The following is a 20935-nucleotide window of genomic DNA, read 5'->3' as shown; positions in this document are numbered from 1 at the left end:
GATATGATGTACAAAGCATGGATGATAGGGGCGTTGATGGCGGTGGCGGCGGTAGGCTGTGCCCCGAAGGGGGCACCTGAGGATGGCAGCCGCCCCTTCCGGGAGTTTGCGGAGTTTTACGAGCGTTTTCATCAGGACACGGCCTTTCAGCGGGAGCGCATTGTGTTCCCTTTGCCCGGGCTGCCGCAGGAGGCCGACAGCGCCCTGATCGCTTCCGGCTTGTTCCGTTGGACGCCGCAGACCTGGCAGCTGCAGGGGGCTATTGATTTTTCCCGTTCGGAGTTCCGTCAGGAGCTCACTCCCGTGGGGCGGGACCTGATCATAGAGAAGATCGTGCAGCCGGAGTACGGGCTGCAGATTGAGCGCCGTTTTTCCCGCCTGGAAGATGGCTGGCACCTCATTTACTATGCGGGGCTGAACCGCGTGGAGGCCCGTTAGCCGTTAGGAGGTGGTTTGGAGCGGGCAGGCTCATGGCCAGCCCAGCATCTCAGCGATATCGGCTTCGATCAGCTCTACCCAACGGCGGTACATAAGGCTGGAAGGGTGGAGTTGGTCTGAGGCGACAAGGGCGGGCTCCTGCAGTCCCAAACGAGAAATGGGGGTGATGTCAAAAAAGCGGAGCCCTAGGCTGTCTGCCACACTGCGGATATAGCCATTGTACTTGTTGATCTCATCGGAGATGTCCTCTGGGCTGGAAAACTGCTGCCCGAAGGGGGTGTAGGCATAATCAGGAATGGACAGCACCGCTACCCGGGAGGGGGCGCCTCCGGCCAGGGCTATTGCCCGGCTGGCCAGCTCTTGGAAATCGGCTTCGAACTGCTCGAAAGGCTTTCGCTGATATTGATTGTTGACCCCGATGAGGAGGCTAACCAGGTCGTAAGAGGTGAGCAGCCCTTCTTCCTGTTCCAGCTCGCTGAGCAGCTGTGCGGCGGTCCAGCCTGTGCGGGCGATGATGCGCGGGGGCAGCATCAGTGCGGTGTCGCCGGCGTAGGTTTCATTGAAGCGGGCGGCCAGCTGTTCTGGCCATCGGCTGCGGGGGGCTACCCCTTCCCCTATGGTGTAGCTGTCGCCCAAGGCGAGGTAGTGCAGGGTATCTATTTGCTGTGCTTCCGGCCCTTTGCCTTTCTCTACCGGGCTCATCGTGGTTTTGCTGCAACCGTTCCATAGGAGTAGGGCAAGCAGGGTTGCCCCCAATAGCCTGCTGATGGTCTTATTGCTGATGGTCTGTCTCATAGTTTACGTCGTTTCTTGTGCCTGATGGACGGCTGTACCTAATAGGTACGAAAATTTAGGGGTTTGGGTTGCATAGGCCGGTAGGCTCCGTGGCGGGAATAGGCACAGCGGGCAAACAGGCACAGCGGCACAGCGTACACTGAGAAACACGGAGATCAACTCTCTCTGTGTACCTCCGTGCCCTCCGCGTCTCCGTGACGAAATTAGACACAGCGGCACAGCGTACACTGAGAAAAACGGAGATCAACCCCTCCGTGTACCTCCGTGCCCTCCCTGTCTCCGTGGCAAAAACAGGCACAGCGGCAAAAAAAATCAGTAGGCGGTTTCTGTTTTAAGGAAACGGGTAACATAGTCGTGGATGCCATCTTCCAGGCTGTAGAAAGGAGCCGTGTAGCCTGCGCCCCTGAGTTTGCCCATATCCGCTTCAGTAAAGTACTGATAAGTCTCCCGGATATCCTCAGGCGTATCGATGAAAGAGATTTTGGGCGAAAGCCCGAGCGAGCGGAAGGTTTGATTGGCGAGGTCGAGGAAAGAGCGCGCCTGCCCAGTGCCCAAGTTGTACAGCCCGCTTTCCGGGCGGTGCTGCCAAAGCCAGTGCATAACGCTGAGCACATCCATAACGTAGATGAAATCCCGGCTCTGCTGCCCGTCTGCGAAATCGGGGCGGTGGGACCGGAAGAGCTTCATGCCCCCATTGGCTTTGATCTGCCGTGCGGTATGGAAAACGACAGACGCCATCCTGCCTTTGTGGTACTCATTGGGCCCATAGACGTTAAAGAACTTGAGCCCGTACCAGTGGGGGGGCTGCTCTTTTTGCGACAGCGCCCAAAGGTCGAAGTCGTTTTTGGAATCGCCGTAAGGGTTGAGCGGGCGGAGCTGCGCGACGATATCGTGGCGGTCTTGGTAGCCGTGCTCGCCCAGCCCGTAGGTGGCAGCGCTTGAGGCGTAAATGAAGGGGATCTGATGTGCTGCGCACAAAGACCAAAGGGCTTTGGTATAATCGAGGTTGAGATCGAGGAAGATCTGCCAGTCCTGCTCGGTCGTATCGGTGCGGGCCCCAATGTGGAAGACGGCGGAAACATCGTCATGGTTTTCCCATAGCCAACCGGGGAAGTGGTTGCGGTCGATTTTCTGGGCGTATTTTTTGCCGGCCAGGTTGGGCGCTTTGTCCTCCCGGCTGAAGTTGTCGACCAAAATGAGGTCTTCCCGTCCTGCTTCGTTGAGGTACTGTACCCAACAGCTGCCAATAAACCCGGCTGCTCCTGTGATTGCGATCATGGTGGGTTGCTGTTTTGGGCAAAGGTAAGCAATTGCAAGCTTGGGCAGCAGAATCAAGTTTGGCAATCTAGTGCCTCAAGCCATAAGGGCTTAAAATTTTGTAGCTTCACGAAAGCAAAAGGGGCGACCCTGTCATCATGGGCGTGAACGAAAATGTCGCAGGTGTTTATGCTTTTGGGGCTTTATAGCCTGGCATTGGCCTAGCGCTGCGAAGGGGCGGCAGGCCTGATAAGGCCGAGCGGATAGCGAGCCCCGTAGCATAGCGGCACCTGCCATCGGGCAGGGGCAGGCCCCTTACATTGTACAGGGGCAGGCCAAAAGAGCGACAATCTGGTTTGCGCCCGTCACCATCAGATAGCAATATGAATACAGATTTTAGATTTTTCTGCAGCCTATGGCTGGCCGTTTTGATTTTTGGCAGTGCAGGTGCGCTGCGGGCACAGGAAACCTGCGGGGGCAATTTGGGCGAGAACATATTTGAGGCGGGCGACTTCGGCAGCGGGCTGCCCAATATCCTGACTACCGATCCGGGCATAGCTCCGGGCTATGTTTACTCCACCAGCCCACCGCCCAATGATGGCTTTTACACCATCACCAACAATACGGGGCTCTGGAATTTGTTTGAGGGGTGGCTGCCCATACAGGACAACAGCCCGGACCCCAACGGGTACATGATGGTGGTCAATGCCAGTTTTGAAGAGGGGGTCTTCTACGAGCAGGAGGTCACGGGGTTGTGCGACAATACCCTTTTTGAGTTTTCGGCCGATATCATCAACCTCATCAGCCAGTCTTCGGCCAGCCTGATCAAGCCCAATGTGACCTTCCTCATCGACGGGGAGGTGCGCTATACCACCGGCGATATCCCGCAGAACAATACTTGGAATACCTATGGGTTCACTTTTACCACTGCGCCCGGGCAGACCTCTGTGACCCTGGCCCTGCGCAACAACGCACCGGGCGGTTTTGGCAACGACCTTGCCCTGGACAACATCTCTTTCCGGGCTTGCGGGCCAGAAGCGCAGATACTGCCGGAGGCGGTAGCGAACATCTGCGAGGACGGTTCGCCCATACCCTTGAGCGCTACTATAGTGGGGGAGGAGTACGAAGACCCTGCTGTGCAATGGCAGCAGAGCACCAACGGGGCAGACTGGGTGGATATGCCGGGGGGCAATACCGGCACCATCATGCACACCTCGCTCTCTGCCGGGGTCTATTATTACCGTTACCTGCTGGCGAGCTCGCCCGCTAATCTGCAGAACGCGAAGTGCCGGATTGTATCCAATACCAAAGTGGTGGTGGTGCAGCCCAAGTTTTTTGAAGAGGCAGACACCCTCTGCGAGGGCAGCTTGTACCTGTTCGGTGGCGATACGCTCCGCACTGCCGGTGCGTATGTCGATTCCCTGGTTTCTTCCCTCGGCTGCGATAGTATTGTTACGCTCAGGCTGTCGGTAGTGCCCGACCCCGGCCTGGCGCTGGAAACGGCAGTCGACACGGCGAGCTGTTTTGGGGCTGCTGATGGGCGGGTACAGGTGTTGGGCGTTGAGCCCGCATTCCCCCCTTTTCAAGTCAGCATAGGCGGCCAGCCACAGGCGGGGCTGCCGGCCTCGCTTGGCGGGCTGCCTGCGGGCGGCTATGCAGTGCGGGTAGCCGACCGTTTCGGCTGCGAGGTATCGGATACGCTGCTGGTCTTGGAGCCGGAGGCTTTCTTTGTAGAGTTGTTGGGTGATACCGCAGTGAAATTGGGGGAGGAGGTGATTTTGGAGGCCATACCTTCCCTGCCCCTTGCGCAAAGCAGCTGGGAGGGCTTTGCTGATTTTGAGTGCCTTGGCCCGGGCTGCCTCCGCATCTCCCTGCTGCCGTTTGTGGACGGCATGTTCCGGTTTACGGGCAGCCTTGCGGACGGCTGTGAAGTTTCAGACTCGTTGTTTGTGCGTGTAGAAGAGGTGCGGCAAGTGTACCTGCCCACGGCTTTTTCTCCCAATGATGATGGGCGGAATGATTGGTTTGCTCCTGTTGTGGTGAGCCCTAATGTGCAGGCCATCGGGTTGTTGCAGGTGTTCGACCGCTGGGGCGGGACGGTTTTTGAGGAGCGCGATTTCCTTCCTCAGCCGGGCGCTGCAGCTGGCTGGGACGGTACATCGGGGGGGGAGCGGTTGCCTGCCGGGGTGTATACGTACCGGGCTGAGGTCATCTTTGTGGATGGCAAGGTTATCCCCTACGCTGGCAATGTGCATCTGATCCGGTAGGGCCGAATGGCAATAACAGATACGGAGGTCCGGAGATGAATTAGACACGGAGGCACAGAGGGCAAAGCGTGGCACGGAGGTCAAATGCTCTGTGGGCCTCCGGGTACTCCCTGTCTCCGTGGCGAAGACAGGGAGTGAGCCAAAAAGCAAGCTATTCCAGCAAGCAGGGGATCTGTTGAATAAAAAAACCCGGGTGGTAAGCTTCGTACTCCTCATGCCCGGAGCTCCAGCTGACGATGACGCGGTCTATTTCGTCTTTTTTGAGCAGGTTGAGCTGCCCTTGGTCTATGGCATAATACACCTCATAGACAACTTCCTGCGTCTCTGTATTGAGCTCCCCCCGGGCCGTTTTGCCGGCCGGCAGGCGCACGTACTGCCCAGCCAGGGTGGTGATGGTCAGCGCGCTGCCCTTGCGGATCTCCCCATAAATGCGTGCCGCATTGGCCACAGAAAAATGGTAAACAACGGACACATAGCGGTAGCCGCCCACTTGGGTGAGCCCCGCCTTGCAAGTCATAAACTCTTTGCCGTCCAGGAACGGGCGCATAGATTCGTCGGTATGGTCGAAGAGCGTCTCTTTTTCAAGAATGCGCTGGAACTTGCCATTGGGGTTGAGCCCGTCGTATTCAGCATGGCACCCCGGCTGAGGGTTTTGGATGACCTCCCGCGTGTGGCTGAAAGGCTGGTAGTCATCATCTAGCAGGACGCTTTCATAGCTTTGGGCCGACACAATATCAAGCCCAGAGAATTCCCTTGCCGCCTGCCGGCTGTCCGCCCGCTGCCGCTTATACTCCTCCACAATCTCCCCGCCTTCCGATAAAGAAGCCAGGCGGCGTACTTCCTGTCCTGCCAGGCGGGCTTCGTGCTTGGCCAGCCGTTCGATTTCCTGTGCGGTGGCCAGCCGCTGGCCGATCTGTTCGAGCAGGTCGGCATCTTCTGTTGCCGCCTGCGCCCTTTTGAGCTCCTCTTCGAGGGTAATGCGGCGGGCCCGGGCTTCGTCCAGCCTTTTGCTGGCAATCTCGTTGGCGCTCTGCGCGAGCTGCAGCTGCCGGTCTATAATTTTCCTGAGGTCATCGTAAGTGACGGCGATATTGCCCGGCAGGGGCTGTACGTCTGCAACGAGCACCGCGAGGTCCTGTTCGGAAACGGCATTGCCTTCGATATCCCTGGCTTTGCCTTCTTCGTTGTAAATGATGGGCACCCCGTTCTCATCGTAGCGGAGGGTAGGCTGCTGAGCCGATGAGACGGCGGTACAGCACAGGGCGATCAGGGCAAGGAGGTACTTCATGACGAGCTGTTTTTGGGTAAATGCTGTTCTTGCCCAAAAATAGGCAATAATCAGCTTACTTGGTTGGGGCATCAGCCGCCGGGCAGGGAAGGCGTGCAAAGCGCCTGCCGGAAACAACAGCTGGGCGTAAACCAAAATGTCGCAGCCCTTAATGCTTTTCGGGCCCTAGCCTGGCATTGGCCTAGCGCTGCGCAGGGGTGGCCGAAGGCCAGACTCGACGCCCGTAGGGCGAGGGGCCGAGCGGACAGCGAGCCCCGGAGCATAGCGGCACCTGCCTGCTGGCAGGGGCAGGCCCCTATCCTTACGGAGGGGGCAGGGCAAAAAACGAGAATCTGGTTTACGCCCCAACAGCTTTTATTTACCTTTGCGCCCAATGCCCGGCCAAGCGCATGCCCAGGCTGCTGGCTTTGTTGGAGCAAAGCTTAGCGGTTGGGTGCGCAGCCTACTTTCAGGCATAGGCCAAGCGGCAGAAAAGCAAGCGCTATGATGTATCTGTTCAACATTGGGTTCCTGCCCGTCCGTGTTTGGGATATTTTGGATATCCTGATCGTTGGGTACTTGATGTACCAGATATACAAACTGCTGAGGGGCAGTATCGCGTTCAACATCTTCGTGGGCGTGCTCACCCTGTACGTCGTTTGGTGGCTCGTCAATCAGCTGGGCATGGACCTGCTCTCGGCTGTGCTCGACCAATTTGTCAGTGTAGGCGTTATCATCATCATCATCATATTCCAGCCGGAGGTGAGGCGTTTCCTGTTGTTTTTGGGCAATACGACGCTGCGGCAGCGGTCCAACTTCCTGGGCCGCATCTTGGACCGCAACTTGGAGAACACGGAGGAGAAGGCTCGTCAGCTGCGTGCTTTGCGCTCGGCCATTGTGCGCATGAGCAAGCGCAAGACCGGTGCGCTGATCGTGCTCGCGGGCAGTTTGGACCTGGAGGGCTTGGTCAGCTCAGGCGTTGAGATGGACGCAGACATCAGCGAGCCCTTGCTGGAGAGCATATTCAACAAGTACAGCCCTCTGCACGATGGGGCGGTCATTGTAGGCAGCAACCGGCTAAAACTAGCCAGCTGTGTCCTGCCGGTTTCGGACAACCCCAATCTGCCAAAAAGCGCAGGCTTGAGGCACAGGGCAGGTGTGGGGATATCGGAGCGCGCTAATGTGGCTGCTTTTATCGTTTCAGAAGAGACGGGCGGCATTTCCGTAGCATACGAAGGGAAGCTCCGGCGCAACCTGGATGAGAAAGAACTGAAAAATTTACTAAGTGAGCATTACTAAGGAGGATTGGCAACTGGAGCGGCGCGAGGAGTTTGAGATCGAGGAGCAGACCGAGCAGGCCATAGCCGCATTATTGATGGAAGCCTTCCCGGGCTACCCTGCGCGCAGCTTTTTCCGGCAGGTGCCGGCATTCCGCTACCTGTGCTGGCAAGGTGAGCGGCTGGCCGCCCACATGGGGGTCGATTTCCGGATGGTCAACGCAGCGGGCACGCTCATCCGGGCATTTGGGGTGGTCGACCTCTGTGTGCACCCGGATTTCCAGCAGCGGAAAATGGCTAGCGCTATGCTCAAAGCCCTTACCGAGCTGGGGCGCAAAGCCAGGGTAGGGGCTATACTGTTGACGGCTTCGGACCAACAGCTGTACTTGGGGCATGGCTTTGAAAAGGTAGACAACCGCTGCACTTGGATGATGATCAGCGGCGATAAAACGCTGGGGGTGGTCAGCCGGGGCCTGGGTGGAGGGCTGATGGTCAAACCGCTGAACGGGCAGCCCTGGCCCGATGGCCCGGTCGATTTCCTGGGCCCAGCTTTCTAGAGCGCCGGGCGGTGCAGGGTTGTCCTACACCACATTCCCCCCTACGGCAGCAAGGTGGTCAATAGGGCCAAAAGGCGGTTGGGCAGGCGGAATTAGCGGTTGGGGCACTGCCTTTTAGGATTATAATTTTTACATTTGCTGAGCTTTTCAAAAAGCACCGGTCCTGCCGGCATTGCCGCACAATAAGGCGCTCCTCCGGCTCGTTCCGATGTGTCACCAATAAAAAACTGAAAAACAACAATGAGCGGATCACAAGTTACCATCGAAAACGGAAAACTCAACGTACCCAACGACCCCATTATCCCTTTCATCGAAGGCGACGGCATCGGGCCTGACATTTGGGCTGCTGCCGAGCGAGTGCTGGATGCTGCGGTAGAAAAAGCCTATGGCGGCGGCCGCAAAATCCACTGGAAGGAGGTCTTGGCTGGCCAAAAGGCCTTTGACCAGACGGGGGAGTGGCTCCCAGAGGAAACGCTGCAGGCCATTGAGCAGTACCTGGTGGCGATTAAGGGTCCATTGACGACACCGGTCGGTGGCGGTATCCGCTCGCTGAATGTGGCCCTGCGCCAAAAGCTCGATCTGTTCGCTTGTGTCCGCCCTGTACGCTGGTTTCAGGGGGTGCCTTCCCCGGTTAAGAACCCCGGCGCTGTCGACATGGTGATCTTCCGCGAAAATACAGAGGACATCTACGCGGGCATCGAGTACCTCAACGGCACTCCGGAAGCGGACAAAGTGAAGCGGTTTTTGGTAGAGGAGATGGGCGTTACCCAGATCCGCTTCCCAGATACGGTCTCGCTTGGCATCAAGCCGGTCTCTGTGGAAGGCACAGAGCGCTTGGTGAAATCCGCGATCGACTATGCGATCGATCAGAAGCTGCCCTCTGTGACGCTGGTCCACAAGGGCAACATCATGAAGTTCACCGAAGGCAAGTTCAAAGACTGGGGCTACGAGGTGGCTGAGCGCGAGTACGGCGATAAGGTCTTTACCTGGGCACAGTACGACCGCATTGCAGCAGAAGAGGGCAAAGAGGCGGCCAACAAAGCACAGGATGCGGCCCTGTCGAATGGCGCTGTCCTGATCAAGGATTCTATCGCGGATGCTTTCCTGCAGCAGATCCTGACGCGCCCATCAGAGTATTCCGTCATCGCTACGCTGAACCTGAACGGCGATTATGTTTCTGATGCGCTTGCTGCACAGGTGGGCGGCATTGGCATCGCGCCGGGCGCCAACATCAACTACACTTCTGGCCGTGCGATCTTCGAGGCTACCCACGGCACAGCGCCAAAGTACGCAGGCCTGGACAAGGTCAACCCTAGCTCTGTCATCCTTTCTGGGGAGATGATGCTGCGCTACATGGGCTGGAACGAGGCGGCCGACCTCATCGTCAAGGGTGTGGAAGGGGCGATCTCTGCCAAGCGGGTCACTTATGATTTTGAGCGCCTGATGGATGGGGCTACCCTCTTGAAGTGCTCTGAGTTTGGAGATGAGGTCATCTCGCAGATGTAACCTTCCTTGTCGTGGCATAACGACTGTCAGCGGGCAGCCTGGGGTACTGGGCTGCCCGTTTGCGTAAGCGCCCAAAGCGGCGAGCGGGCTGTTGTTGGGCGCAAAGGATGGAAAATGGTATTTTGAGCGCTGGAAAAACCTAACCGCATTGAAGAAGAAAGTCCTCCTGATCACCTATTACTGGCCTCCAAGCGGCGGCATTGGGGTGCTGCGCTGCCTCAAGATTGCCAAGTACCTGCGCGAAAATGGGTGGGAGCCTGTTATTTTCACGGCTGATGGCGCGGATTACCCCACCTTAGACCACAGCAACGACCATGATGTCCCGGAAGGGGCTACTGTCTTGCGCCATCCGATCTGGGAGCCTTACCAAGCTTACCGCAAACTGACGGGGAAGCCGCCCGGGGCCAATGTCAATAACGTATTTTATGTGCAAGAGGACAAGGGGAGGTGGGCCCACGAGCTGGCCGTATGGGTGCGCAGCAATTTTTTCATTCCTGATGCCCGCTGCTTTTGGATCCCATCGGCAGTCCGGTTCTTGTGCCGCTACCTAAAAGCCCACCCTGTGGATGCCATTTTTTCTGATGGCCCGCCACATACCAATACCCGGATTGCCACTTTGGTCAGCCGTAAAACGGGCATCCCCTGGCTGGCGGATTTCCAAGACCCTTGGACACAGATCGATTATTACCAGCTTTTAAAGCTGACCCGGTGGGGAGATGCCCGCCACCGCCGTATGGAACAGGAAGCGTTCCGGCAGGCTTCCAAGATCACCATCGTCAGCCCTACCTGGAAAAAGGACTTGGAGGCGTTGGGGGCGAGGAATGTTTCGGTCATCCCTTGGGGGTTCGACCCCGGCGACTATCCGCCGGAGCCCCGGGCAGTGGGCGGTAAGTTTGCTTTCACCCATCTGGGCATAATGGGCTACGACCGTAGGCCGGATGTTTTTTTCAAAGTCTTAGCGGATTTATGCCGTGACACTCCGGGGTTCCAAGAAGACCTCAGGTTAAAGCTAGTCGGGCAGGTAGACCAAAGCGTGAAGGCTGCGCTGCAAGGGCATGGGCTGATGGGCGCTGTAGAAATGCCGGGGAATGTGCCCCGCTCTGAGGCTTTGTCCCTGACGCTCAACAGCCCTATCCTGCTGTTGCTGCTCAATCAGCAGCCCAATGCGCAGGGGCGCATCCCAGGGAAGCTCTTTGAGTACCTGGCTGCCCGCCGCCCGGTCTTTTGCCTGCAGCCCATGGAGAGTGATGTGGCGGGCATACTGGCCCGCGCTGGGGCAGGGCAGGCTTTGGGCTATGAGGACGAAGCGGGCATCCGGCAGGCGGTATTGGGTTTGTACCGGCAGTACAAGACTGGCGAATTGCTGCAGCCGTTGGCGTCGGATATCAGCCCGTATTCCATTCAGTCCCTGACCCGCGAAATTGCGGGCTTCCTGGATGAGATTGCAGGGTAGGGCGGCCGGGCCATCCCTGCCCCTCGGGCAGGGGCAGGCTCAAAAAAGGGGCATCTGCTTTGTGCTCGGCCGTGGCTTAGGGCTTGTCCCCGGGGCGGGAGGCTTTGGCGGCATCGAGCAGTTGTTGGAAATTGAAGGCCAGGCCGGGGTGCATGCTGCTGCCCTGCCCCGATATCCAAGAGCCATCCTTGAGCTGCAGTTTTAGGGATTTCTGCCCCATCTCGTCATAGAAGAAGATCAGGGCGTCTGCATAGGTCCAGGCTTCGGCCTCGAAGGCCGCAAAAGCCTCTAAGAATTCCCGGGCGGCTGCCCGCTCTTTTTCCCCGGCCTCCCCGTATTGGGACCAGGTCATGAACCGGAGCCCTACCTTCCGGTTCTCGTTGGTGGACAGGTACTTGAAGTAGTCTTTGTAGGAGCTGCTCTGCAGGCCGATAAAGTAGGCCTCTTCGTGGATCTCCTCAATATTGGGCAGGCCGATCGAGGTGTATTTGGCGGCTGCAGGGTTGGAGAGCCACTTGATTTTCACGAGCGGCTTCAGCGTTGATTTTTCGGCTTTCAGCTCCTGCGCGGTCATTGCAGAGAAGCGGGCAAGATCAGCGGCCGGTTTCAAGTGCTGGAAATCTTGGCCTTCTGCTTTTGGGGAAGGCAGGAGGGTGAACTTCCGGCCAGGCTTGAGGTTGTCCGGGATATTTTGCTCAAAGTAGTACAGAAAGAAAGGCTCAAGGTCTGATATTTCAAGCCCGGTTTGGGCTCCCTCCTGATGGTTAGGTGCTTCCATTTTTATAGTGGTTTATCGGCCCCAATGGGCAAGGTTAATGTGAGGGCTGTTTTTTTTCCGCCCACTCGGCCCTCCCCAGGCCATACCAATGGTGCAGTGCGCCATCGAACTCGAAGGTCTCCAGGAAATTCAGCCCTATTTTTTGCAATACCCTGTTGGAGCCTGCATTCTCGATATGGGCCCCGGCAAAGACCTGTTGCAGCCCCATTTCACGGAACCCGTAGCTTAGGGCATGCTGTGCTGCCTCGGTAGCGATCCCCTGCCCCCAGAACCGCCTTTTCAGCCGGTAGCCAAGGTCGAAATAGGGCGTTTCCCTTACCGACCTTTCGTATTTGAGCCCTGCCCAGCCTATGAACTCGCCGGACGCTTTGCCGGCCACCGCCCACCTGCCTATGCCGTCATCTTCGTACTGTTTCCGGATGTAGGCGATTATGCCTTCCGCTTCCTGTAGGCTTTTAATGGGCTTGCCGCCCAAGTACCGGTGCACTTCAGGGTCTGAGTCGAGCTCAAATAGGCCCTGAAGGTCATCCGCTTCGATATCCCTAAGGATCAGCCGGCTGGTTTCGATGTGTATTTTCATATAGGTGGTGCGTTGGGGGGCAGCTTGCAAGGCTCTGAGCGCGCTGAGCGGAACAGCCGGTGCCCAAAAAGGCAGCCGCTTCCGGAGGGGGAGCGGCTGCTGTCGTAGGTTGCTTCGTGATCCCAGCAGGACTCGAACCTGCGACCGCCTGATTAGAAGTCAGGTGCTCTATCCAACTGAGCTATGGGACCTATTAGCTTGGATGCGTAAGGGGGGTAGCCTTAAAATGGCGCTTTCTTTTCCCGCGCTAAGCCTTTTTCCGATCGTTTGGCTTAGGCCAGGCTTCTGGGAAAAAGCCGGCGCGTGATTGAAAACAGCCCGTTTTGCCTACTGACTGGCCCGACGCATCAGGTCTATTGCATTTGCAGCGCAAAATTAAAGAAAAAACTGCAAAAACCAGCGGTTTAGTTCTTTGGGGCTGGAATTTCTTCCTTGGCGGGGGCTCAACCTTGCCCCTGAGCGGTTTGTTTAGAAGGGGCAGGGCAGAGGGTTGCCCTTTGCACACTTCAAAGGACGATGCCGTTATGAAAAAGATAATCCCCAACCGGAAACGCTTTTATTTCTCCCTTGCCATTGTGCTGCTATTTATTTACGCCTACGATTTTATGGAGATGCGCATCAGCACTCCGACTTTCCAGGCGGTGCTGTCTGACAACCCCCTTGGCTACCGCGCACGTTTCGACACCCTTGAGCAGGATGGGCGGGCGTTGCGCTACCTTGAGATCGGCACCGATTCCCTCCCCCTCGTCGTCTTCATCCACGGGGCGCCCAGCTCATCTTCTTTTTGGAAAACCTTTCTGCGCGACAGCAGCCTGCTGTCCAAAGCCAAGCTCATGGCGGTAGACCGGCCAGGCTACGGCTACTCCGGATATGGGCAGCCAGAGCTCTCGGTCAAAAAACAAGCGGCGCTCATTGCCGAAGCCATACGCGAAAAGCGCGGGCAGCACCCTGCCGTCATCCTGCACGGCTCCAGCTATGGGGGCACCGTGGCTGCACGAATTGCGATGGACTTCCCCGACCTCGTTGACGGGCTGCTGCTGCAGTCGGCCTCCCTCAAAGCCGGGAGCGAAAAGACCTTTCTTTTCACCCACATCACCCGCCACTGGCCCTTCCGTTGGCTGCTGCCCGGCTCCATACACGTCGCCAATATGGAGAAGCTGTCCCACAAAGCGCAGCTCGATTCTATGGCCGGGCTATGGGGGCGCATAAAAAGCGCGACCATCCTGCTGCACGGGGATGAGGACGGGCTGATTTACCCCGAAAATGCTATATTCGCCCGCGATCATTTGGAGAATGCGTCTTTCTTGGAGTTCAAAATGCTGGAGGGCCGCAAGCACGATCTGCTCTGGACCAAGCGCGCCCTGCTTGAAAAGTCCTTGGAAAAGCTGATCCGGCTTACTGCAGGCGGAGCCGATGCCCTCGCCCTGCCCGAAGGGTGACAACCGAAAATACAACCTACATGAGCCAAGTCCGTATCGAAGACAGCTGGAAGCAGGCGCTGCACTATGAATTTGAACAACCCTACTTCCAAAGCCTTATTGCATTCCTCAAAAAAGAGAAGGCGGCCGGTAAGCAGATCTACCCACCGGGCAGCTTGATTTTCAATGCTTTCAATATGACGCCTTTTGATAAGGTAAAGGTGGTCATCATCGGGCAAGACCCTTACCACAACCCGCGCGAAGCCATGGGGCTTTCTTTTTCGGTGCCCCGGGGCGTGCGCGTCCCCCCTTCCTTGCGCAACATCTACAAAGAGCTTCAGGCCGACCTTGGGCATCAGCCGCCCGCCCACGGCGACCTCACGGCATGGGCAGGGCAGGGGGTGTTCCTGCTGAACACGGTGCTCACCGTTGAGCACAAGACGCCCCGTTCCCATCAGAAAAAAGGCTGGGAGCAGTTCACCGATGCGGTCATCCGCAGGCTGTCAGACGGGCGGGAGCACCTTGTCTTCCTATTGTGGGGCGGCTTTGCCCGGCAGAAGAAGCTGCTGATCGATGCCAGCAGGCACCTTGTCCTTGAGGCGGCACATCCATCCCCATTAGCAGGCGGCGCTTACTTTGGCAGCAGGCATTTTTCCCAAGCGAACGCCTATTTGCAGGATAAGGGGGAGGCGCCTGTGGATTGGCAGTTGCCTGCCTGATGCGCTGAGGGCAGACTGTTCCTTTGGTGGGGCCTGCCCCTGCCGCGGCGAGGGGCCCAACGGGCAGGTGCCGCTATGCTGCGGGGCTCGCTGTCCGCTCGGCCCCTCGCCCTACAGGCGTCGGGTCTGGCCTTCGGTCACCCCTGCGCAGCGCTAGGCCGTTGGCGGGGCGGAAGCCCATCAAAGGTTAGGGGGGGCAGGAAGAAAAATGGAGAAAAATGCTGTAGATAATTGGACAATGCATTAGGTTAGCATTTTCAGAACAACATCTTCAACCCTGAAATATGTACTACTTGAGCCGATTGTTGATCGCCCTTGCCGCTATCCTGCCAACCGCCCATGCTTTTGCTCAGCCGGCTGGCCTCTTTGATGAGACCGCTTTCCTTAGGCTAGAGTCAAACGAGCCTTTCTTGGTGCTCAGCGACGACCGCCTGCTGAGGGCGGAAGAATTTGAGCTGATGCAGCACTTCCGTTACGAATGGCTGGAAACTGCAGACGGGGATAGCATACCTCGCAAGATGATCCGGCTGTTGCGCACAGATCAGGCTTATATGGCTAATGTCAGTAAAGACGATTTCCAGCGGGCTTTTTGTTTTGAAATGGGGGATATCGACCTCTTCTCTACCCACATCCCGTCTGAAGACAAAAACTGGCACCGCCGTTCGGATTTATACTTTACCCGTGGGTTTGCCCAAGCTGAGGAACTCCGCCACCCCAACCTGAAAAAAGCGTTGGCGCCTGGCCTCGCCATCTTGGGGGAGAAAGAAGCCGCGCTCGTCAGGGGCAAGCTCAACCGGGGGCGCAACCGGAAAATCATGAAGCGGGTGGCCCTCGTTGCGGGCATCCTTTTTACCACTGCCGGGGCCATGGAGCTGTACAACGTCCCTAGTCAGCGCAGGCTGAATGCCATTGGCTTGAGCTCCTTGCTTGGGGGCGCTACCCTTATGACGATAGGGATAGCCTCCTATCCGGAGAAGCATTACCTGGATGCGGTGAGCACTTACAACTATTTTATTGAGGAGTAGGGCGGGGCCCACCGCTGAGGCATTGCAGTCAGATATTTAACCTTTCTTTTTTCTGCAGACTCGTGCAGATTTTGCAGAAAACTTTTATGTTTACGAAGGCTTAACGATTATTTTTTCTTGCTCCTTTTAGATTAAGCTGTTGGCAATCAGTGATTAGCCCGCATTTTGCCGAAGAGTTTTTCTTCGTCACTTATACCCCAATTTTTTCACACTAAATCCATATTCTATGAAGAAGCTGGTTCTACTAAGCCTCGTTTTGATTTTTGCACTCGCTTCCACACAGCAAGCGATGGCCTTTGTTGTTCACACGCCTGCCAAGGCTAAAGTCGAAGCGGCAACGCAATAGGCTGGACTGAACGCAGACGCTTTTGCTAACCTCACTGTTGAAGAATTTCTGGCGCTCACTCCGCGCGACATCCGTCAGCAGACCGGCGAACGCCTAAGCCTGAAGGAGACGATCGCGCTGAAAGCGGCACAAAAGAAAATCAAGAAGGAGCTGCGCAAAGTAGATGAGAGCGCTCCGAAAAGCCAACTCATCGCCCTGCTGCTGGTTATCCTTGTTGGAGGCATTGGCATCCACCGTTTTTACCTGGGCTACACCACAATCGGTATCATTCAGCTGCTGACCCTTGGTGGTTGTGGCGTTTGGGCACTGATTGACCTTATCCGGATCATTACCGGCGACCTTGGCCCTGCAGACGGAAGCGCTTATGACCCTAAGCTCTAAGCCGAGCCGACGAAAGTTCTTTGCGATGGCAAGGCTGGCATTTCTGCTGGCCTTGCCTGTCGTGCTTTGGGCCCTCCCCGCTGATTATTTCGACGAGGGGCAGTCGGTATGTGTATCCCGCTTGTTGTTGGATGTAGAGTGTTACGCTTGTGGGCTTACCCGTGCAGTCATGCACTTGATGCACTTTGACGTACAGACGGCTTTCTTTTTCAACCCCCTTGTTTTTGTAGTCATGCCCCTGTTGATTTGGCTTTGGGCCAAATGGCTGTTGCAGGATATCCGGGCTTTAGGCTTGATCAGCCCCCGCGCCCCTGAGCCCTCCCCGGGCACAGAATAAGGGCCGCAGAGGCCTGCCCTTGCTTACCAAGAACGATTGATTTTCAATGCTTTAAGAAATGCTTCTTCTGTCAGCTCCCGCACGCTGCCCGGTGTATCGGTAGGGGAGATGCTCAGCCCGGCTATGCTTGCCCGGATGAGCCGGAGCACAGGGAAGCCAACGCTAGCCCACATCCGCCTCACCTGCCGGTTTTTACCTTCTGTAAGCTTTATTTCAGCCCAAGTATCGGGGATGTTGGCGCGGTACCGGACCGGAGGGTCGCGGTCGGGCACTTCCGGGCGGGGGGCGATTATCCTTACTTGTGCGGGCAGGGTGCGGAAGCTCCTTTTTTTAGCCCGGATGTCCACTCCTTCGCGGAGCTGACGGAGCGCTTCGGCCGTAGGGGCACCTTCCACCTGTACCCAATAGGTACGCTGATGCCCCCTTGAAGGAGAGAGCAGCAGCGCATTGATTTTCGGGTTGTTCGTCAGGAGGAGGAGCCCTTCGCTGTCGCGGTCAAGCCGCCCAATGGGGTAGACATCGTTGGGGAAAGGGTAGAGGTCGCCCAAGACCGAGTGGGCAGGGTGCTCGCGCGTAAATTGGCTGAGCACCCCATAAGGTTTGTGGATGGCAAAGTAGCGGTAAGTGGTCTGCCTGGCCATGCCCTTGGGTTAGACGTTGAAGCGGAAGTGCATCACATCGCCATCTTTGACGACGTACTCCTTGCCTTCAACAGACATTTTGCCGGCTTCTTTGACCGCCTGCTCCGAGCCGAATGCAACGAAATCTTCGTAGCCAATGACCTCGGCGCGGATGAAGCCTTTTTCGAAATCGGTATGTATGACGCCAGCAGCCTGTGGGGCTTTCCAGCCCCTTTGGATGGTCCATGCACGCACTTCTTTCACACCTGCGGTGAAGTAAGTGATGAGGTTGAGCAGCTGATAGCTGGCCCGGATGACCCGGTTGACGCCCGGCTCGTCCAAGCCCATTTCGGAAAGGAACTCCATGCGCTCCTCTTTGGTCTCCAGCTCTGCGATGTCCGCTTCAATGCCGGCGCTGATGAGGATGACTTCGGCCGGCTCCCCCGCTACAGCCGCACGGAAAGCTTCCGTGTGCTCATTGCCGTCATTGACCGACGCTTCGTCTACGTTGCAGACATACAAAATGGGCTTTGCAGTAAGGAGGAACATATCGTTGAGCAGCTCCTGCCCAGCCTCATCGAGCTCTAGGGAGCGGGCGGGCTTTTCTTCCTCCAGGTGGGCCAGGATTTTTTCGGCGATCGCCACATTTTTGAGGTCCTCTTTCTGAGCGCTCTTGGCCTGCCTTTTGTAGCGGTCGAGCCTTTTTTCAACGGTCTCTATGTCTTTGAGCAGCAGCTCCGTATCAATTGTGTCTTTGTCGCGGACGGGGTCTACGGAGCCGTCAACGTGCACCACATTGCCTTCTTCGAAACAGCGCACGACATGCACGATGGCATCCACCTCCCGGATATTGGCCAGGAATTGGTTGCCCAGGCCTTCGCCCTTGCTTGCGCCTTTGATGAGGCCGGCAATGTCCACAATCTCAATGGTGGTCGGCTGTACTTTCTGCGGGCTGACGAGCTCTGCCAGTTTGTCGAGGCGGGGGTCCGGTACGGTAATGATGCCCACGTTGGGGTCTTTGGTTGCGAAGGGGTAGTTCGCAGCGAGCGCTTTCGCAGAAGTCAGCGCGTTGAACAGGGTCGATTTGCCAACGTTCGGCAGTCCAACAATCCCACACTTGAGTGCCATATCAGAAAGGAATTAATAGTCAAAAGGATGTGCACCGGTAGTTGCCCGGGCTTTGAAATCAGGGCGCAAAGGTACACATAAAACGGGTAGAAAAAAGCAAAATATTGGAGGCCCGTTAGAAGAGCCCGTGCAGCTCAGCACTGACCTGATTGATGATGTCGCCCAAGTCTTCGGGGTTGCGCATGAAATCGACGTGGTCGGCATCGATGATCAGGAGCCGGCCTTCGTCGTAGCTGCTGATCCATTCTTCATAGCGTTTGTTGAGGCGTTTGAGGTAGTCGAGGCTCATGCTGCCCTCATAGTCCCGCCCGCGCTCTTGGATGTGCTCCACGAGCGTAGGGATGCTGGCCTTGAGGTAGATGAGCAGGTCAGGGGGCTGTACTTGTGAGGACATGGTGCGGAAAAGCTGAAAGTAGTTGTCAAAGTCCCGGGCAGACATCAGGCCCATATCGTGGAGGTTGGGGGCAAAGATGTAAGCGTCTTCGTATATGGTCCGGTCTTGCACTACTGTACGGTCGCCGGCCAGGATTTTCAGCACCTGTTGGTAGCGGCTGTTGAGGAAGTAGATCTGCAGGTTGAAGGACCACCGGTGCATATCCTCATAAAAATCGCTGAGGTAGGGGTTTTCGGTAGTGGACTCGTAGTGGACGTCCCAGCCAAAATGGCGGCCGAGCTTTTCCGAAAGTGTAGTTTTGCCCGCGCCAATGTTCCCGGCAATGGCGATATGTTTTATATTTGGACTCGATTGGGTATTGCTTCCGCTCATGTTTGATTCGTGATTTGCTGCGAAAATATAAAACTGCGGGGATATATTCGGAGGGCAATGCCCTGCATCACGCTTAAGGCGCTGTTTACCGATGAAATAGCCCTTCACATCTAAATTATGCTTATGAAAATTGACGAGGGCTTAATTTTACGGCTTGAGCATCTGGCCCGCCTGCAACTTACACCTACAGAACGCCAAACTGTGCAGCAAGATTTGAACCGCATCCTGGAAATGGTAGCGAAGCTCGACGAGCTGAGCACCGAGGGCATAGAGCCCCTCACTTATATCAATGAGGAGCCCGGCGATCTGCGGGAAGATGCTGTTGCTGGCCAAGCTGACCGGGCCGCTGCGCTGAGGCTGTCGCCCGATGAAGACGGCGCGCACTTCCGGGTGCCCAAGGTCATTGACCTTTAGCGCTCCAAACTTGCGCTGTGCCGCCTGCTCCTACTTTCTGTTACCATCAAAAACCGCCTGCATGACAAAGTCCGTGATCACTGTAAAAGAACTGACCAAAACCTACATCATGGGCCCTACCAAGGTACATGCGCTGCGGGGCATCGACCTGGACATTGCGACAAACGAGTACCTCGCCCTGATGGGGCCTTCCGGTTCTGGCAAATCTACCTTGATGAACCTCTTGGGCTGTTTGGATACCCCTACGGATGGGGAGTACTGGCTCAATGGCACCAACGTGAGCACCATGAACGATGATGAGCTGGCTGAGGTCCGCAACCGGGAGATCGGCTTTGTTTTCCAGACCTTCAACCTGCTGCCCCGTTTGTCTTCTCTCGAAAATGTAGCCTTGCCTTTGGTCTATTCGGGCATGCCCAAAGCCAAGCGGCTGGCCCGTGCGCAGGAGGTCTTGGAGGAGGTTGGGCTGGGCGACCGTGTGGGGCACAAGCCGAATGAGCTCTCGGGCGGGCAGCGCCAAAGGGTAGCGATTGCCCGCGCCCTGGTCAACAAGCCTTCTATCATACTAGCCGATGAGCCTACCGGCAATTTGGATACCAAAACCTCCATCGAGATCATGTCCATTTTTGAGCGCATCCACCAAATGGGCAATACGGTTATTTTGGTGACCCACGAGCCGGACATCGCCGAGCACTGCCACCGCATTGTGCGCCTGCGCGATGGAGTGGTGGAAACGGATGAGCGCAACGAGCACGTCGTCCGGGCTGATGATCCGGGCCACCGTTACAACCAGAAATAAAACGGCGAGGGGGCATTCGCCCCGGCAACCAAAAGGCGGGCTGGGCTGTTCCCCAATCAAAACCGACCTTGTATGGCCTTCCGAATATATACCAAGACAGGAGATCAGGGGGAGACCTCTCTTTTTGGCGGCAAGCGCTTGTTGAAAAGCCACCTCCGCATCGAAGCTTATGGCACAGTGGATGAGCTGAATTCTTACATTGGGCTTGCCCGCGACCACATCTCTGAGCCTGGCCTCCGCGATGAGCTGAAATATATTCAAGACCGCTTGTTCAGCCTCGGTGCCAATCTGGCTTCAGACCCCGACAAGCCCATGTCTGTCCCTGATATCAAGCCAGAAGATATTCTGTCGCTCGAAGCGGCTATGGACCGCATAGACGAGCACCTGCCCACCCTCAAAAATTTCATCCTGCCCGGTGGCCATCCCGCTGTTTCTACCTGCCACATCGCCCGCTGCGTATGCCGGCGTGCAGAGCGCTTGTGTGTCGCCTTGGCACAGGAGTCGCGGGTAGCGCCCATCCTCATTCAGTACCTCAACCGGCTGTCTGATTATCTTTTCCTGTTGGCCCGCTTTGTGGCGCATGCTAAAGGCGTGGAAGAGGTGGCCTGGGCCCCGCGCGGGTAGCGCCCCTCGGCAAGCTATAGCCCCGACAGCGGCCTAGTGGTCTGTCAAGGCTAAAACTAGGGGTTGCCTGCGGCGACTTTTGAGGCTACTCTTCGTTGGACAACCCCTTACGTAGCGCTGCTATGCGCGGGAACATCCGCCTTGATTAGCCTCAAAATCCGCTCCCACTCAACCCATAAATTAACA

At 56.8% G+C, this 20935-nt stretch carries 22 protein-coding genes and 1 tRNA gene; 14 read left to right on the top strand and 9 right to left on the bottom strand.

The features are described from left to right. Positions 1 to 3: 3 nt before the first annotated feature. Positions 4 to 438, top strand: coding sequence for a hypothetical protein (locus tag FRY97_RS08115; RefSeq protein ID WP_147166949.1), 435 nt, complete (start codon positions 4 to 6; stop codon positions 436 to 438). Positions 439 to 468: 30 nt separating this feature from the next. On the opposite strand, the gene FRY97_RS08110 is transcribed toward FRY97_RS08115, so the two are convergent. Continuing rightward, positions 469 to 1233: an SGNH/GDSL hydrolase family protein gene (locus FRY97_RS08110; RefSeq protein WP_211356828.1), complete on the bottom strand. Its 765-nt coding sequence runs from the start codon at positions 1231 to 1233 to the stop codon at positions 469 to 471. Positions 1234 to 1545: 312 nt separating this feature from the next. Next, positions 1546 to 2511, bottom strand: coding sequence for an ADP-glyceromanno-heptose 6-epimerase (gene rfaD, locus FRY97_RS08105; RefSeq protein ID WP_147166948.1), 966 nt, complete (start codon positions 2509 to 2511; stop codon positions 1546 to 1548). Positions 2512 to 2873: 362 nt separating this feature from the next. Here rfaD and FRY97_RS08100 point away from each other — a divergent pair, with 362 nt between their 5' ends. Next, positions 2874 to 4757, top strand: coding sequence for a T9SS type B sorting domain-containing protein (locus FRY97_RS08100; RefSeq protein ID WP_147166947.1), 1884 nt, complete (start codon positions 2874 to 2876; stop codon positions 4755 to 4757). Positions 4758 to 4908: 151 nt separating this feature from the next. Here the strand turns inward: FRY97_RS08100 and FRY97_RS08095 are convergent, their stop codons facing one another. Beyond that, positions 4909 to 6045: a hypothetical protein gene (locus tag FRY97_RS08095; protein ID WP_147166946.1), complete on the bottom strand. Its 1137-nt coding sequence runs from the start codon at positions 6043 to 6045 to the stop codon at positions 4909 to 4911. A gap of 483 nt (positions 6046 to 6528) precedes the next feature. On the opposite strand from FRY97_RS08095, the gene cdaA reads away from it, so the two are divergent. The 4 genes from cdaA to FRY97_RS08075 all read left to right on the top strand — a co-directional run bounded on the left by cdaA (position 6529) and on the right by FRY97_RS08075 (position 10817). Beyond that, positions 6529 to 7323 carry a diadenylate cyclase CdaA gene (cdaA, locus tag FRY97_RS08090; protein WP_147166945.1) on the top strand — a complete coding sequence of 265 codons (795 nt, stop codon included), beginning with the start codon at positions 6529 to 6531 and terminating at the stop codon, positions 7321 to 7323. Next, positions 7310 to 7858, top strand: a complete 549-nt coding sequence (locus tag FRY97_RS08085; RefSeq protein ID WP_147166944.1) for a GNAT family N-acetyltransferase — start codon at positions 7310 to 7312, stop codon at positions 7856 to 7858. The genes cdaA and FRY97_RS08085 overlap by 14 nt, the downstream gene beginning before the upstream one ends. Before the next feature lie 240 nt (positions 7859 to 8098). Further along, positions 8099 to 9364 (top strand): NADP-dependent isocitrate dehydrogenase, encoded by a 1266-nt coding sequence (gene icd, locus FRY97_RS08080; protein ID WP_147166943.1) that lies wholly within the window; start codon positions 8099 to 8101, stop codon positions 9362 to 9364. A gap of 148 nt (positions 9365 to 9512) precedes the next feature. Continuing rightward, positions 9513 to 10817: a glycosyltransferase gene (locus FRY97_RS08075; protein ID WP_170254549.1), complete on the top strand. Its 1305-nt coding sequence runs from the start codon at positions 9513 to 9515 to the stop codon at positions 10815 to 10817. Positions 10818 to 10893: 76 nt separating this feature from the next. On the opposite strand, the gene FRY97_RS08070 is transcribed toward FRY97_RS08075, so the two are convergent. The 3 genes from FRY97_RS08070 to FRY97_RS08060 all read right to left on the bottom strand — a co-directional run bounded on the left by FRY97_RS08070 (position 10894) and on the right by FRY97_RS08060 (position 12366). Continuing rightward, positions 10894 to 11595 carry a hypothetical protein gene (locus FRY97_RS08070; protein WP_147166941.1) on the bottom strand — a complete coding sequence of 234 codons (702 nt, stop codon included), beginning with the start codon at positions 11593 to 11595 and terminating at the stop codon, positions 10894 to 10896. 34 nt (positions 11596 to 11629) lie between these two features. Then, positions 11630 to 12175: a GNAT family N-acetyltransferase gene (locus FRY97_RS08065; protein WP_147166940.1), complete on the bottom strand. Its 546-nt coding sequence runs from the start codon at positions 12173 to 12175 to the stop codon at positions 11630 to 11632. A gap of 117 nt (positions 12176 to 12292) precedes the next feature. Continuing rightward, a tRNA-Arg gene (locus FRY97_RS08060) sits at positions 12293 to 12366 on the bottom strand. 333 nt (positions 12367 to 12699) lie between these two features. On the opposite strand from FRY97_RS08060, the gene FRY97_RS08055 reads away from it, so the two are divergent. The 5 genes from FRY97_RS08055 to FRY97_RS08035 all read left to right on the top strand — a co-directional run bounded on the left by FRY97_RS08055 (position 12700) and on the right by FRY97_RS08035 (position 16401). Beyond that, entirely contained in the window at positions 12700 to 13614 is a 915-nt protein-coding gene (locus FRY97_RS08055) for an alpha/beta fold hydrolase (protein ID WP_147166939.1), read from the top strand. A gap of 20 nt (positions 13615 to 13634) precedes the next feature. Beyond that, positions 13635 to 14312, top strand: a complete 678-nt coding sequence (gene ung, locus FRY97_RS08050; protein WP_147166938.1) for a uracil-DNA glycosylase — start codon at positions 13635 to 13637, stop codon at positions 14310 to 14312. Positions 14313 to 14596: 284 nt separating this feature from the next. Next, complete coding sequence (locus FRY97_RS08045; protein WP_147166937.1) at positions 14597 to 15337, top strand: hypothetical protein; 741 nt, start codon at positions 14597 to 14599, stop codon at positions 15335 to 15337. Between the two features lie 352 nt (positions 15338 to 15689). Then, positions 15690 to 16064: a TM2 domain-containing protein gene (locus FRY97_RS23305; protein WP_211356831.1), complete on the top strand. Its 375-nt coding sequence runs from the start codon at positions 15690 to 15692 to the stop codon at positions 16062 to 16064. 25 nt (positions 16065 to 16089) lie between these two features. Further along, positions 16090 to 16401, top strand: coding sequence for a DUF2752 domain-containing protein (locus FRY97_RS08035; RefSeq protein WP_170254548.1), 312 nt, complete (start codon positions 16090 to 16092; stop codon positions 16399 to 16401). 23 nt (positions 16402 to 16424) lie between these two features. On the opposite strand, the gene FRY97_RS08030 is transcribed toward FRY97_RS08035, so the two are convergent. From FRY97_RS08030 to FRY97_RS08020, 3 genes are all read right to left on the bottom strand, one after another. Then, positions 16425 to 17042 (bottom strand): pseudouridine synthase, encoded by a 618-nt coding sequence (locus FRY97_RS08030; protein WP_147166935.1) that lies wholly within the window; start codon positions 17040 to 17042, stop codon positions 16425 to 16427. A gap of 9 nt (positions 17043 to 17051) precedes the next feature. Continuing rightward, the gene (gene ychF, locus FRY97_RS08025) at positions 17052 to 18149 is read right to left on the bottom strand and encodes a redox-regulated ATPase YchF (RefSeq protein ID WP_147166934.1); all 1098 of its coding nucleotides are present in this window, start codon (positions 18147 to 18149) and stop codon (positions 17052 to 17054) included. Positions 18150 to 18264: 115 nt separating this feature from the next. Then, a complete protein-coding gene (locus tag FRY97_RS08020) occupies positions 18265 to 18915 on the bottom strand; it encodes a deoxynucleoside kinase (protein ID WP_147166933.1) in 651 nt (216 codons plus the stop codon). 123 nt (positions 18916 to 19038) lie between these two features. Here FRY97_RS08020 and gatC point away from each other — a divergent pair, with 123 nt between their 5' ends. The 3 genes from gatC (at position 19039) to FRY97_RS08005 (ending at position 20749) form a co-directional block, all read left to right on the top strand. Further along, positions 19039 to 19329, top strand: a complete 291-nt coding sequence (gene gatC, locus FRY97_RS08015; RefSeq protein WP_147166932.1) for an Asp-tRNA(Asn)/Glu-tRNA(Gln) amidotransferase subunit GatC — start codon at positions 19039 to 19041, stop codon at positions 19327 to 19329. 61 nt (positions 19330 to 19390) lie between these two features. Beyond that, complete coding sequence (locus tag FRY97_RS08010) at positions 19391 to 20125, top strand: ABC transporter ATP-binding protein (protein WP_147166931.1); 735 nt, start codon at positions 19391 to 19393, stop codon at positions 20123 to 20125. A gap of 72 nt (positions 20126 to 20197) precedes the next feature. Then, complete coding sequence (locus tag FRY97_RS08005) at positions 20198 to 20749, top strand: cob(I)yrinic acid a,c-diamide adenosyltransferase (protein ID WP_147166930.1); 552 nt, start codon at positions 20198 to 20200, stop codon at positions 20747 to 20749. Positions 20750 to 20935 lie beyond the last annotated feature (186 nt).

This window comes from Phaeodactylibacter luteus, assembly GCF_007993045.1.
Classification (GTDB): Bacteria; Bacteroidota; Bacteroidia; order Chitinophagales; family Saprospiraceae; genus Phaeodactylibacter; species Phaeodactylibacter luteus.
Note: the sequence above shows the minus strand (reverse complement) of the source record. Positions and strands in the feature narration are given on the sequence as shown.